The sequence below is a fragment of the Microbulbifer sp. ALW1 genome (assembly GCF_009903625.1).
Lineage (GTDB): Bacteria > Pseudomonadota > Gammaproteobacteria > Pseudomonadales > Cellvibrionaceae > Microbulbifer.
The window spans coordinates 1,848,325-1,861,710 of record NZ_CP047569.1 but is presented as its reverse complement, the minus strand read 5'-3'; the positions used below and the strand labels follow the sequence as shown (position 1 = coordinate 1,861,710).

General features: G+C 59.3%; 12 protein-coding genes. 11 read left to right on the top strand and 1 reads right to left on the bottom strand.

What is annotated here, in order from left to right; genetic code table 11:
• Positions 1-10: 10 nt before the first annotated feature.
• Complete coding sequence (locus GRX76_RS07560; protein ID WP_160152747.1) at positions 11-355, top strand: Rieske (2Fe-2S) protein; 345 nt, start codon at positions 11-13, stop codon at positions 353-355.
• On the opposite strand, the gene sfsA is transcribed toward GRX76_RS07560, so the two are convergent.
• On the bottom strand, positions 356-1,078 hold the full coding sequence (gene sfsA / locus GRX76_RS07555) for a DNA/RNA nuclease SfsA (RefSeq protein WP_160152746.1): 723 nt from the start codon (positions 1,076-1,078) through the stop codon (positions 356-358). It lies immediately after the preceding gene.
• 291 nt (positions 1,079-1,369) lie between these two features.
• Here sfsA and dksA point away from each other — a divergent pair, with 291 nt between their 5' ends.
• From dksA to GRX76_RS07510, 10 genes are all read left to right on the top strand, one after another.
• Positions 1,370-1,807 (top strand): RNA polymerase-binding protein DksA, encoded by a 438-nt coding sequence (gene dksA / locus GRX76_RS07550; RefSeq protein WP_160154873.1) that lies wholly within the window; start codon positions 1,370-1,372, stop codon positions 1,805-1,807.
• Between the two features lie 87 nt (positions 1,808-1,894).
• Positions 1,895-2,809 (top strand): tRNA glutamyl-Q(34) synthetase GluQRS, encoded by a 915-nt coding sequence (gene gluQRS / locus GRX76_RS07545; protein WP_160152745.1) that lies wholly within the window; start codon positions 1,895-1,897, stop codon positions 2,807-2,809.
• Positions 2,810-2,977: 168 nt separating this feature from the next.
• Positions 2,978-3,154 (top strand): hypothetical protein, encoded by a 177-nt coding sequence (locus GRX76_RS19170; RefSeq protein WP_197023780.1) that lies wholly within the window; start codon positions 2,978-2,980, stop codon positions 3,152-3,154.
• Positions 3,144-6,146, top strand: coding sequence for an ATP-binding protein (locus GRX76_RS07540; protein ID WP_160152744.1), 3,003 nt, complete (start codon positions 3,144-3,146; stop codon positions 6,144-6,146). Before GRX76_RS19170 ends, GRX76_RS07540 begins: the two co-directional genes overlap by 11 nt.
• A gap of 143 nt (positions 6,147-6,289) precedes the next feature.
• A complete protein-coding gene (locus GRX76_RS07535) occupies positions 6,290-7,684 on the top strand; it encodes a sigma-54 dependent transcriptional regulator (protein ID WP_160152743.1) in 1,395 nt (464 codons plus the stop codon).
• Between the two features lie 1,075 nt (positions 7,685-8,759).
• A complete protein-coding gene (gene pcnB / locus GRX76_RS07530; RefSeq protein ID WP_160152742.1) occupies positions 8,760-10,235 on the top strand; it encodes a polynucleotide adenylyltransferase PcnB in 1,476 nt (491 codons plus the stop codon).
• 13 nt (positions 10,236-10,248) lie between these two features.
• Positions 10,249-10,725 carry a 2-amino-4-hydroxy-6-hydroxymethyldihydropteridine diphosphokinase gene (gene folK / locus GRX76_RS07525; RefSeq protein WP_160152741.1) on the top strand — a complete coding sequence of 159 codons (477 nt, stop codon included), beginning with the start codon at positions 10,249-10,251 and terminating at the stop codon, positions 10,723-10,725.
• A gap of 127 nt (positions 10,726-10,852) precedes the next feature.
• Positions 10,853-11,515 carry a deoxynucleoside kinase gene (locus tag GRX76_RS07520; protein WP_160154872.1) on the top strand — a complete coding sequence of 221 codons (663 nt, stop codon included), beginning with the start codon at positions 10,853-10,855 and terminating at the stop codon, positions 11,513-11,515.
• Between the two features lie 153 nt (positions 11,516-11,668).
• Positions 11,669-12,484: a 3-methyl-2-oxobutanoate hydroxymethyltransferase gene (gene panB / locus GRX76_RS07515; protein WP_160152740.1), complete on the top strand. Its 816-nt coding sequence runs from the start codon at positions 11,669-11,671 to the stop codon at positions 12,482-12,484.
• Positions 12,485-12,512: 28 nt separating this feature from the next.
• Positions 12,513-13,349 carry a thioesterase family protein gene (locus tag GRX76_RS07510; RefSeq protein WP_160152739.1) on the top strand — a complete coding sequence of 279 codons (837 nt, stop codon included), beginning with the start codon at positions 12,513-12,515 and terminating at the stop codon, positions 13,347-13,349.
• Positions 13,350-13,386 lie beyond the last annotated feature (37 nt).

Genomic DNA, 13,386 nt, shown 5'->3' with positions numbered 1-13,386 from the left:
ATACAACAAGATGCAAAAACATTTTCTCTGCCGCTACGAAGATCTCAACGAAGGCGACTCCAAGGGCTTTTCCCTGGGCGACAACAGCGCTGGTCTGGATAATGTCTTTGCGGTAAAAAAAGACGGCGAGGTATTCGCCTATAAAAACATCTGCCCGCACCGGGGCATCAATCTCGAGTGGCAACCCAACCAGTTTCTGGATTCAGAAAAGGCCCTGATCCAGTGTGCCTCCCACGGCGCCCTGTTCGAGATCAGCACCGGCGAATGCATTGCCGGCCCCTGTGCCGGCGATGCACTCACGCCAGTGCCAGTGGAATACGCCCAGGATGGGCTCTACGTGATACTGGCGGACTGATCAGTCCGTCGCCACGGGCCGGTAAGGTACGGCTTTCGTCAGGCGGATTTCACCGGCACCCAATACCGCGCGGTAGGCGAGTACTTCCACTCCCGCAGCCACGGCTTCGGCCAGCGCTGCGGCATAGGCGGGGTCGATATCCACGGCCGCTTCCACCGTCTCAATCTGCGAGTGCTGCACACAGTAAAACAGCACTGCACGCACATCGGCCTCCGCCAGTTTTTGCAGCTCGCGCAGGTGCTTGGCACCGCGGCTGCTGACCGCATCCGGAAACAACCCCCGCGTGCCTTGCGCCTCTTGCGCGAGGGTCACATTTTTCACCTCCACATAGCAGTCGCCGGCCGCTCCGCTCAGCAGGAAATCGATACGGCTGTTTTCTTCTCCGTATTTCACCTCCCGGCGCAGGGTCTCATAGCCCTGTAACTCCGCCACCACGCCGTCGCGAATTGCCTCTTCCACCAGGTGGTTGGCGCGACCAGTATTTACCCCGGCCAGTGCCCCTTCCGGGGTAGTGGTGATTTCCAGGGTATGGCGATATTTGCGCTTGGGGTTGCCCGAGTCAGAAAACCAGCATGGCGTATTTTCCCCCCAGCAGTTCCTCATCGAACCGGTGTTCGGGCAATGGATGGTTATAATTTCACCAGTGGAAAGTTCGACATCCGCAAGAAAGCGTTTGTAGCGGCGCAAAAGATTTCCCTGGGACAGGGGAGGATCTAGCTTCACGAAAAACCTGCAAAAAAGTCAGTAAAGGATGGACTGCACGCCAACCTGTAGAAAAAACGGCCGCTAGAATACACCATCGGCTCCCCACTTTTCCGGAGGATCATCGCTGGCACCGCCCTCAGGGCAACATTTTGTGGCGCAGACCAGAGAGATTTGATAGTTTCCTCGCCTTGGTCGCGAAGGCGACCTGAGGATACAGCCTGCGTCCGTAAGGCTTTGTGCCTGCTAGGCTTGAATTTGGTTGTAGAGCCCCTATAAAACAGGGCCCGTTTTACGAGAGAGGCAATGACTATGCCCAATACTGCTGCGAAATCCGATTCTCTGCACGGCTTCGAGCCCTATCAGGAACAGAAGGGCGAGGAGTACATGAATGAGAAGCAGCAGGAGCATTTCCGCAATCTGCTGCTGGCCTGGAAAGGCGAGCTCATGGCAGAAGTGGATCGCACCGTTTCTCACATGAAAGATGAAGCTGCGAATTTCCCCGATCCGGCCGACCGCGCCAGCCAGGAAGAAGAATTCAGCCTGGAACTGCGCACCCGCGATCGCGAACGCAAGCTGATCAAGAAGATCGACTCTACCCTGGAGCTGATCGATCAAGACGATTACGGTTTCTGTGAAGCCTGCGGCGTGGAAATCGGCATTCGTCGCCTGGAAGCCCGCCCCACTGCCACCCTTTGCGTTGACTGCAAAACCCTGGCAGAGATCAAGGAAAAGCAGATTTCCGGCTGATCCGCTGTACGGATTCAGACCCAACCGGGCGGCACTCGTGATCAGGCCGCCCGGCATCTGCCTTCAGTGACCAATTCCCCTCCTGCTTTGACTAGCCCAACCGCGCCATCGCCAGCTTCAGGCAAGCAGCCCTCTGGCAATGAACTTACCGGTGCCTACACCGGCCGATTCGCCCCCTCGCCCACTGGCCCGTTACATTTCGGCTCCCTGGTATGTGCCCTCGGCAGCTATCTGGATGCGATTGCCCACGGCGGCCACTGGCTGGTGCGCATGGAAGACCTCGATCCCCCCAGGGAAATGCCCGGCGCCGCAGAGCGCATCCTGAAATCCATCCGCGCCCACGGCATGCACAGCCACAGCCCCGTCGCCTGGCAAAGCCACCGCCACCCTTTGTACCAGCAGGCCCTGGAGCAATTGCGCGAGCAGGACCTGGTTTACCCCTGCTCGTGCACCCGCGAACAGGTGCGCAAAGCCGGCGGGCACCAGAGAGACAACTGTGTGGGTGAACAGGGTGACTACGCCCTGCGCTTTCATTGCGCCGGCGCTACCGAGCATTTTTCGGATATCTGGCAAGGCGAACAGACCCAGGCCATTCACGAGGACCCGATCCTCAAACGTAAGGACGGCCTCTACGCCTACCAGCTGGCGGTGGTGGTTGACGATATCGCCCAGGGGATAAATTGCGTGGTGCGCGGTGCCGACCTGCTGGATTGCACAGGGATCCAGCGCCAGTTATTTCGCGCGCTCGGCGCCGAGCCGCCACAGTTCGGCCATTTGCCTCTGGTCATGAATACCGGTGGTCAAAAGCTGAGCAAACAGAATCACGCCGCGGCGCTGGATGATCACATGGCGTCCGGCAATCTCGTCACAGCGCTGGGGTTTCTCGGAATGCAGACGCCACCAGGTCTCGCCGCAGAGTCCCCCGCGCAGATCCTGTCCTGGGCCTGTGCGCACTGGCAGCGGAAAGCTGTGGATTGCCGGAATCGCTTGCTCGACCAGTAGTGCAGACTGATGCAGAGCGAGCATCGCTGGCAACACCGCCCGACAAATTGTTTAAGCCTGTAAAAAGCAGCCAGTGGTTGAACTCCCCCCCAACCGCGCATTAACATTTTGCGCCAGTTTTCCACGAGTCCGATCTGCCTCACCGCAGGACGCCGCAACAGGCCTTTAATGAGCAACCGTACCCTGTTAATCCTGCTGGTACTGGTGGGCTATGTATTCAGCCCCACCGTATTCACCTGGATGATCAATCCCACCGGCGCCTGGTATCGCCCGTTTATTCTCTGGTTCGTCCTGATCCTGCTGGCGATTTTTATTCAGCGGAGGCGCAAACCCGATGACCTTTGAGATCGTCAACATTGCGCTGATCGGTGTCGCCTATATTTTTGCCCTGTTTTTTGTCGCCTTCGCCACCTCCAAGGGCTGGCTGTCGACCAACTGGGTGCGGCATCCCTTCTTTTATGTTCTATCCCTGGGGGTCTCCCTCAGCGCCTGGACTTATTACGGCATCATCGACCTCGCCTGGCAGCACGGTTACGGCGTGCTGGCCTATTACCTGGGCACCGGCGCCATGTTCCTCTTTGCACCGGTGGCCCTGGAGCCACTGGCGCGACTGGCCCAGCGCTATCAGCTCACCTCACCGGCAGACCTGCTGGTGTTCCGCTACCACAGCCGCGAAGCGGGCACCCTCGCCACCCTGTTTATGCTGCTGGGGCTGCTGCCCCTGATCGCGCTGCAGATCCAGGCCGTGGCGGAAACCCTGGCACTGCTGTCCCGCGACAATGTGGCAGCGCTGACGCTGCCGGACAGCGGCGTCACCAGCAAAGACCTGATCGCCTTCTTTTACTGTGTATTACTGGCGCTGTTCACCAGCACTTACGGCGCATCACGCAAACGTCGCGCCGGGCTCGCCAGCGCCATGGCGCTGGAATCCCTGGTGAAACTGGTGGCGCTGCTGGCCGTCGGTCTTTACGCCGTTTACGGTGTCTTCGGTGGTCTGGGCGGGCTCGACAAGTGGCTGGCGCAGAACAGCGACATGCAGCAGCTGCTCTATTCACCGATCAAGCAGGGATCCTCCCACACCCTGCTGCTGGTGTTTATTGCAACCGCCGTGGCCATGCCGCATATCTTTTACCTGAGTATTGCCGAGCGCCCCGCCACCCAGGGGCTGCGCACTGCCAGCTGGGGCTTTCCGCTGTTTCTACTGCTGATGGCGCTGCCGATCTTCCCGATTATGTGGGCGGGCTTTGCCCTGGATGTAGCGGAGCCAGTGCAGTACTTCACCCTGGCCGTACCCCGCGCCAGTGGTTCCGCGCTGCTGACCATCGTGGCGTTTATCGGCGGTCTGTCCGCCGCCACCGGCGCCCTGATCATGATCACCCTGGCGCTGTCGACCATGGTCATGAACCACTGGTTGCTGCCCGGAACCCGCTGGCAATCCGACGACAATATGTACCGCCAGTTGCTGTGGCTGCGCCGGGCGCTGGTCGCCGCCCTGTTCCTGGCAGGCTTTGCCTTTTACCTGCTGCTGAACAATCGCCTGTCCCTGTCCGATCTCGCGATCATCGCGTTTATCGCTTCCCTGCAGTTTCTGCCCGGTATCTTTGCTGTAATCCACTGGCCCCAGGGCAATCGCCGCGGCTTTATCGGCGGCCTGCTCGCCGGCATGCTGATCTGGGCGGCGGGACTGCTGTTTCCGGCGATGGTGGGCAACAGCGGCATCGCCTTGCCCGGTGGCAGTTACCAGATTCCTCTGGGCATGGAAATCTGGCCGCAGATCACCACCCTGTCTCTGTCGATGAATGTGTTGCTGTTTGTCGGGCTGTCGATTTTCACCCGCGCCTCTAGCCTCGAGCGCTACGCTGCGGATCTCTGCAGCGACGACTCCATCAGTCAGGCCCTGCGCCTGGAACTGGACGTGCAATCGGCGGCGGACTTCCGCATGCGGCTATCGGAAAGCCTCGGCGCCGCCACGGCCAGCCAGGAAGTGAGCCGCGCCCTGCGCCAACTCAACCTGCCAGAAAACGAGCGGCGCCCCTACGCCCTGCGCCAGTTGCGCGACAAACTGGAAGCCAACCTCTCGGGCCTGCTGGGACGGGTGCTGGCGGGCCAGATCGTCGACCGGCACCTGCCATTTGTCACCAGTGACCAGCCGGCGAACAAAGACATCAACCTCATCGAAACCCGTTTGAGCCGCTACAAAAACCAGCTCACCGGTCTCGCTGCAGAGCTGAACAACCTGCGCCTGTACCACCGGCAGATGCTGGAAGAACTGCCCATGGCCGCCTGCTCCCTGGGGCGGGATGGCGAGATATTGCTGTGGAATTACGCCATGACCGACCTCACCGGGGTCGGCGCCAGCGAAGTGATCGGCTCAAAACTGGAATACCTGCCAGAGCCCTGGCGCGGCCTGCTGACCGAATTTGCGCAATCCGCTGACGGCAGCCGCTTCAAACAACAGGTGGAGATGAACGGCAACAGCCACTGGCTGAACCTGCACAAAACCCGCCTCAAACAACGCACTGGCAAATACGGCCGAGAAGCCGGTAAAGACAGCGTTCGCGACCGGGGCAAGGACAACCGCGGCGACGGCCAGATGCTGCTGGTGGAAGACATTACCGAGACCCAGGTACTGGAACAGGAATTGATGCACAGTGAGCGCCTGGCTTCCGTTGGCCGGCTGGCCGCCGGTGTGGCGCACGAGGTAGGCAACCCGGTAACCGGAATCGCCTGTCTGGCACAGAACTTACAGTTTGAATCCGACAATCCGGAAGTGCTGGAGACGGCAGACCAGATCCTCAGCCAAACCCAGCGCATCAGCCGTATCGTCCATTCACTGGTAAGTTTTTCGCACAGCGGCAGCCAGGAAAGCGAAAAAGCACCGGTGGATCTCCACGCCTGCGTGGAAGAGGCCGTGCAGCTGCTGTCATTGCAGCGGGACAAAACCCAGGTCACCTTTGCCAACCGGGTGCCGGAAGACCTCTATGCGCTGGGTGACAACCAGCGCCTGATCCAGGTCTTCATCAACCTGCTCAGCAATGCCCGCGACGCCAGTCCGGATGGTGGTCACATTGATGTGGAGGGCTATGTCCGCGCCGGCCTTGCCTGTGTGTCGGTCACCGATAATGGGCCGGGTATTTCTCCCGCCCATCGCGAGCGCATCCTGGAACCCTTCTTTACCACCAAGGAGCCCGGGGAAGGAACAGGCCTCGGCCTCGCCATGGTGTACAGCATTGTGGAAGAGCACGGCGGCCAGTTGGAGCTGGTGAGCCCGGCCAACCTCGATACCGGCCGCGGAGCTCGGTTTATCGTGCAATTGCCCCTCGAAGGACAGAATTAAAGTACGATCGCCCAATGATTTGTTACCACTGCATAGCATTTTTTCGAATAAAAATTGATCAAATCGATGAGATTGGGTTGCATAGAAACGCCCAAAAGGTAAAACTTAGTCCCCTCTGAACATTTTGTAACCAGGCGTAACACATGAGCCACATCCTGATCGTAGAAGATGAAGCCATTATCCGCACCGCTCTGCGCAAACTGCTGGAGAGGCACCGCTACAAGATCAGTGAAGCCGGTTCCGTTCGCGAGGCAACCACCAAGTACCGCCTCGCGGATATGGATCTGATCATCTCCGACCTGCGCCTGCCCGGTGCGCCCGGTACCGACCTGCTGAAACTGGCAGGGGATGTGCCGGTTCTGATCATGACCAGTTACGCCAGCCTGCGTTCTGCGGTGGACTCCATGCGTATGGGCGCTGCGGACTATATCGCCAAGCCCTTCGATCACGACGAAATGCTCGCCACCGTGCGCCGGGTCATCGGCAAGGCCGAGCAGAACCGCACCGCCAGTGCCGCCGCGGCCGACAGCAAGACCAGTGGCCGCGCCATTTCTGGCATGATCGGCGACAGCCCGGTGATGCGCGACCTCTACAGCCGCATCCACAAAGTGGCTCCCACCGACGCCACCGTGCTGGTTCACGGTGAAACCGGTACCGGTAAAGAGCTGGTAGCGCGCGCTATTCACGAGGAGAGCAAGCGCAACGGCAAGCCCCTGATCTCGGTCAACTGTGCCGCCATTCCGGAAACCCTGATCGAGGCCGAACTGTTTGGTCACGAAAAGGGCGCTTTTACCGGCGCCCAGACTGCCCGCGAGGGACTGGTGGCCGCTGCGGATGGCGGCACCCTGTTCCTGGACGAAATTGGCGAACTGCCACTGGAAGCCCAGGCCCGCCTGCTGCGGGTACTGCAGGAAGGCGAAGTGCGCCCCATCGGCGCCATCGAATCCCGCAAGGTCAATGTGCGTCTGGTAGCCGCGACCCACCGCAACCTCCGCCAGCTGGCGGCGGAACGCAAATTCCGTGAAGACCTTTACTACCGGATCAACGTGGTACAGATGACCCTGCCGCCCCTGCGGGAGCGGGGCAAAGACGTACTCTCGATTGCGGAAAACCTGCTGGAAAAATTCTGCGCCAAGATCAACCGCGCCACCCTCAAGCTGTCACCGGAAGCGGTGCAGGCTGTTACCACCTACACCTGGCCGGGTAACGTGCGTGAACTGGAGAACGCCATTCAGCGTGCGGTTATCCTCACCGAAGACAGTAGCGAGATCGATCACCGCACCCTGGATATCGACCTGGACCTGGTACCCATTGAGGAAGCCGACCCGGAACGCCGCCCGCGCAGCAGCCTGCACGCGGATCCGCGGGAGGATCTGTCGCTGGAAGACTACTTCGCCCGTTTCGTGATCGAGCATCAGGAAACCATGAGCGAAACGGAACTGGCCAAGAAGCTGGGAGTAAGCCGCAAATGCCTGTGGGAGCGCCGCCAGAAGCTCGGCATTCCGCGTAAAAAGGCCCGGCGCGCCATGGAGGCCTGAGCCTCGCTCTCCGCACCGCCTCCTTCGCCTCTCGCGTTATCCACAAAAAAGCCCGGTCAGCACACTGCCCGGGCTTTTTACATCTGGCGCCCCGCCAGCCCCACCCGATCCCTGCTGGCCTCCACTCCCCCGAGTGCGCCTCTGACAGCAACTACCCGCGGCTACTGTCAGCTCTGTCACTATCCCATCGGCAGTAACAAACGCCCACCCAGGCAACCACAAGAATCAAAAAAATCATTGAAAATCAATAACTTGGAAATAAGTCATGCGAGAAGAGCCGCAGGGAGTGTGCTAGGTAACGCCGGCTCAAATTGGTAACAACTGAAAGTGTTACCCCCTCTCCCAGTTGAGTAACAGTTGCCGCGCTATGCGTAACGGAAAACTGTGTTTCTGTGACAGGAAAAAGTTCCAGAAAAAGTTAAGCTGTTGATTTTAAAGGACTTTTAAAAGTTGGCACGCTATCTGCTTTGTATAGATCAAACAACAATAACAGCCAAGAATAAAAATAAATGACTGTTTAAGCCCTAATAACAACTGACAATAAGCGGGCGAAGCACAATAAAAATAATAGCGGGAAGATCGACAATAAAAGCCAAAGTGATCGAAACCGGAGCAAAAAACGAGCAATAAAAACAATAAGGCTCAGAACAACAATAAAAATAAACAAAAAGTAATAAAAACTAAAATAACAATAAACAATAAGAATAAAGAGTAATAACAAAAACAATAACTTGTAGAAGACAACAAAAATAACGACAAGCACGTGACAAACTGACTGATTGTGCCTGGGAGAGGGTTTGCTGAAAAGCAAATTGATAGCGCAAGGAAGCCGCTGCCTTCATACCGAATAAGAATAATTCCTTTCTTTTTCTTTTCTCGTATCAGAATCATGCACACTTTTGCTGGCCCCCGCAGGGAGCGGGACCGGCAGCTGTGCATTCCGCTGTGTGTGTTAGAATCCGCCCCCACAATAGTCCGAAACTGTCGTACCTGGGCTGCTTGCCCGGAGTCAGTGCCCGGAATCACAGTACTGCTGCCCAGCGATCGCCGGGCTGCGGATAACACAGAAAGCTCTATGTTCAATTCCCTGATCAGCAGCATCAAACGCTGGCACAGCAAGCCCAAAGCCACACCGACGCAAGGTGAGCCGGAAAATAACGAGCCCGGCCATGGCAAAGGCAAAAAGCCACCGCGCCAGTCCGCACAGAATCGAAAACCCTCCGCGGCCAATGGCGCTCGCGTCATAGTCCCGCGCAGCGACCACAGCCTGTCCCGGCGCGATGTCAGCCGCGCAGCGCTCACGGTGATGAAGCGTCTGCAAGAAGCCGGCTTTGAGGCCTATATCGTTGGCGGCGGTGTGCGCGACCTGCTACTGGGCGGGCACCCGAAAGACTTCGATGTCGCCACTGACGCCACCCCGGAAGAAGCCAAACAACTGTTCCGCGGCGCCCGTATTGTCGGCCGCCGCTTCCGTATCCTGCACGCCCGTATCGGCCGCGAGGTCATTGAAGTCACCACCTTCCGCGGTCACCACAGCGACGGCGAGGCCCACGAAGCGCAGCAGTCCGAGCACGGCATGCTGCTGCGGGACAATGTGTACGGGGACCTGGAAAGTGACGCGGTGCGGCGGGACTTCACCGTCAATGCGCTCTACTACACCACCAATGGTTTCGAGATTCACGATTACACCGGTGGTATCCGCGATATCGAGCAGCGCCTGATCCGTATGATTGGCGACCCGGAAACCCGCTATAAGGAAGACCCGGTACGCATGCTGCGAGCGGTGCGCTTCGCCGCCAAGCTGGACTTCGAGATTGAACCGGCCACCGCCGCTCCCCTCAAAGAACTGGCGCCACTGTTGCGCAATATTGCGCCGGCGCGCCTGTTCGATGAAGTGCTCAAGCTTTTGATGAGCGGCGATGGCGAGCGCACCTTTGAACTGCTGCGCGAACACCAGTTGTGGCCTCACCTGTTCCCGGACAATGCCCGCCAGCTGGACGACCCGTCTGCCCTGGCGCTGACCCGCCTGGCATTGCAAAACACCGACAAGCGCATCCGCGCAGATCAGCGTGTTACCCCCGCCTTCCTGTATGCGGCACTGCTGTGGCCGGCGGTCAATTCGGAGCAGAAATTCCTGACCGAAAAAGGACTGCCGCCAGTGCCCGCACTGGCGCAGGCCGCACAGAAAATTACCAGCGGGCAACTGGTGCACACGGCCATACCCAAGCGCTTCTCCATGCCCATGCGCGAAATCTGGGATATGCAATCCCGCCTGCCCCGCCGCGGCGGTGAGCGCGCCTTGCGCCTGATGGAGCACCCCCGTTTCCGCGCGGCCTACGACTTCCTGTTACTGCGGGAAGACAGCGGTGAGATTCCCGCGGGCCTCGGCCAGTGGTGGACAGACTTCCAGCAAGTCGACGAAGACCAACGCCTGCAGATGATTCGCGACCTGCCGCGCAATGCCCCCGGTGCGAAAAAGGGCCGCGGCCGCCGCAACCGTGGCGGACGTCGCCGCAGCGGTGCCCAAGGTGGTCAAGGCCCTTCAAATTGAGCGGATATCACAAGTGACACGCTGTTATATTGGCCTCGGCAGCAACCTGGCCGATCCCGCCGGGCAACTGCGCAGCGCACTGGACCGCATGGCGGAGATTCCGGAAACTGCACTGTGTGGTTGTTCCAGTTTCTACGCCAGCGCCCCTATCGGCCCCGGCGAACAGCCGGACTACGTCAATGCGGTAGCCTGCCTGGAAACGGCGCTCGATGCGGAAAGCCTGCTTGATGCCCTGCAGGCAATAGAAAACCAGCACGGCCGCGAGCGCACCCTGCGCTGGGGCGCACGCACGCTCGATCTGGATATCCTGCTGTTCGGGGGTGATCAGATCGCAAGCCAGCGGCTCAGCGTGCCCCACCCGCGTATGGCAGAAAGAAATTTTGTACTGGAACCACTGGCAGAGCTGGCCCCGGCGCTGATCATGCCCGACGGCACACCACTGCCGCAGTTGCTGGCACAATGCCCGGCCAACCGCTTACATCGACTGTAATCAGGGAAAAGAAGGAGTACTCCCGGTGACAAGATTTACCGCTTCCGACTCAGCCCCATCCAATGCCGCTTCGTCCACTGCGGTAACCTCTGACAAATCCCCCACCGAAGATTACAGCGCAGACAACCTGGCCCATGAGCTCAACCTCGAAGGTCGGACCCTGCCGCGTTTTATTGCGGTGGAAGGCAACATTGGGGTCGGCAAGACTACCCTCGCGAAAAAGCTCGCAGCCACCTTCAATTACGACACCTTGCTCGAGCTGCCGGAAGACAACCCCTTCCTTGAACGCTTTTATCGCGACCCCAAAAGCGCGGCCCTACCCACCCAGCTACATTTTTTACTCCAGCGTTCACAGCAGATTCAGGCCCTGCGCCAGGACGATATGTTCAAGCCGGTGCGGGTTGCCGACTTCCTGATTGAAAAAGATTATCTGTTCGCGGAAGTCACCCTGGATAGTGATGAACTGAAACTGTACCAACAGGTATACCAGCACCTGACCCTGCAGGCGCCGAAACCGGACCTGGTGATCTACCTGCAGGCACCACTCAATGTGTTGCAGGAGCGGATCCACAAGCGCGGCATTGCCTCTGAGCGCAGCATCAGCAATGAGTACCTGGCCACGTTAAACGAGGCCTACACCAACTTTTTCCACTACTACGACCAGGCGCCCCTACTGATCGTCAACTGTGCAGAAATTGATATCGTCGACCAGCAGCAGGACTACCAGCAGCTGGTGGAGTACCTGTTGAATGTGACCAGCGGCCGCCACTATTACAATCCGGGAAAGTAAAGCCCGGGAAAGGAAATCCCAGGAAAGTAAGCAGTTATTAACTGCGATGCCTTAACGTAAAAACACCATTCCGCACACCTATCCCGGCCGCCTTCGAAAGAACAAAAGGCCGGGCCGATTTACCGGGATTTAGCCCGCAAGCGAGTGATCACTATGCCCTACGCCCCCAGTGAGCTGACCAGACCGATTACGGTACAGACCCTGCGCAAAATGAAGGCCGACGGAGAAAAGTTTATCTGCGTCGCCCTCTACGACGCCCCCATGGCCGCCATGGCACAAAAAACCGGGGTTGAGAGTGTATTGATCGGCGACTCACTCGGCATGACGGTACTGGGCTACGACAGCACCATTCCCGTCACCATGGAACAGATGATTTATCACGTGGAAGCGGTGGCTCGCGGCAACAAGAAATCCCTGATCATGGGCGACCTGCCCTTTATGACCTACGCCACCCCGGAGCAGGCACTCACCAACGCCACCCGCATCATGCAGGCCGGTGCGCACATGGTGAAAATCGAGGGCGGCGCCTGGCTGGCACCCACGGTGAAAATGCTCACCGAGCGCGGCATTCCGGTCTGTGCGCACCTGGGGCTGACCCCGCAATCGGTACACAAGCTCGGCGGCTTCCGGGTACAGGGCCGCGACGACGACCGCGCCGGGGAGATCCTCGACGACGCGGTACAGCTGGATGAAGCCGGTGCAGACCTGCTGGTGCTGGAGTGCGTACCCTCCGAGCTGGCCAAACGCATTACCAACACCGTTTCCATGCCCACCATCGGCATCGGAGCCGGCCCGCATACGGATGCCCAGGTGCTGGTCATCAACGACATTCTCGGGCTCACGGAAAAGCCACCGAAGTTCTCCAAGAATTTCCTCGAAGAAACCGGAAACATTCCCGGCGCCCTGCGCAAGTACGCCGAAGATGTAAAAAACGGCACCTTCCCCGACAGCGATCACAGCTTTAGTTGAGTCAACCGAGCAGTTACAGGTCAATAAAATGGACTTCAACACCATTCTCCGCAACGCCCGCCAGAACCCCGCGGCAGAAATTCCAGCCGGCTGGACCCAGGGGCGCGCCACCTTTGGCGGCCTGGTGGCGGCGATGCTGTACCAGCAGATAGATAGCCAGCTGCAGAACGCCCAGCAGAGCGCTCAGGGGGACGCAGCAGCAGGATCCTCTGAAGACGCCGCCCTGCGCTCGATGACGATCTCGTTTGTGGCCCCGGCGGCAACCGGTGAACTGGAATCACGCGCCCAGGTGCTGCGCGCCGGTCGCTCGGCGGTACAGCTGGAAGCCCGCGCGCACCAGGGGGAGCAGGTGGTCACCGCAGCCCTGGCCAGTTTTGGCAAGCCTCGGACCTCGTCCATTTCCGTAGTACCCGATAAGGCCCCCGAGTTCCGCGAACCGCAAGCCTGCGAAGCCCTGCCCTACATCGAAGGGCTGGTGCCAGAATTCACCCAGCACTTCGATTACCGCATCGCCGCCGGTGCCATGCCCTACAGTGGCAGTAGCGAGCCCTGCCTGGGCGGTTGGATCCGTTTCAAAGAATCCGCCGGACCGGCAACCACCGGGCACCTGCTGGCACTGATCGACGCCTGGCCACCGGCGGTACTGTCGATGCTGAAAGACTTTGCCCCGGCGAGCTCCCTGACCTGGACACTGGAACTGATGCCCGCCGCTTTCCAGGCGCAAGCCGACAGCGGCGACTGGTGGCAGTATCTGGCGGAGGTGGAACAAGCAGAGGATGGTTACGCGGCGATTCAGGCGCGACTGTGGAATGCGGAAGGCAAGCTGATCGCCCTGTCCCGGCAGACGGCGGCGGTATTCGGTTAACGCCCCCAGACTTTCCCGTATTTGCGGGAAACCAGGG

Bases quoted from the DNA above. Each gene is read 5' to 3' on its own strand.
- GRX76_RS07560 (WP_160152747.1), top strand. From the start codon at position 11: ATGCAAAAACATTTTCTCTGCCGCTACGAAGATCTCAACGAAGGCGAC.
- dksA (WP_160154873.1), top strand. From the start codon at position 1,370: ATGCCCAATACTGCTGCGAAATCCGATTCTCTGCACGGCTTCGAGCCC.
- GRX76_RS19170 (WP_197023780.1), top strand. From the start codon at position 2,978: ATGAGCAACCGTACCCTGTTAATCCTGCTGGTACTGGTGGGCTATGTA.
- GRX76_RS07540 (WP_160152744.1), top strand. From the start codon at position 3,144: ATGACCTTTGAGATCGTCAACATTGCGCTGATCGGTGTCGCCTATATT.
- GRX76_RS07535 (WP_160152743.1), top strand. From the start codon at position 6,290: ATGAGCCACATCCTGATCGTAGAAGATGAAGCCATTATCCGCACCGCT.
- pcnB (WP_160152742.1), top strand. From the start codon at position 8,760: ATGTTCAATTCCCTGATCAGCAGCATCAAACGCTGGCACAGCAAGCCC.
- panB (WP_160152740.1), top strand. From the start codon at position 11,669: ATGCCCTACGCCCCCAGTGAGCTGACCAGACCGATTACGGTACAGACC.
- GRX76_RS07510 (WP_160152739.1), top strand. From the start codon at position 12,513: ATGGACTTCAACACCATTCTCCGCAACGCCCGCCAGAACCCCGCGGCA.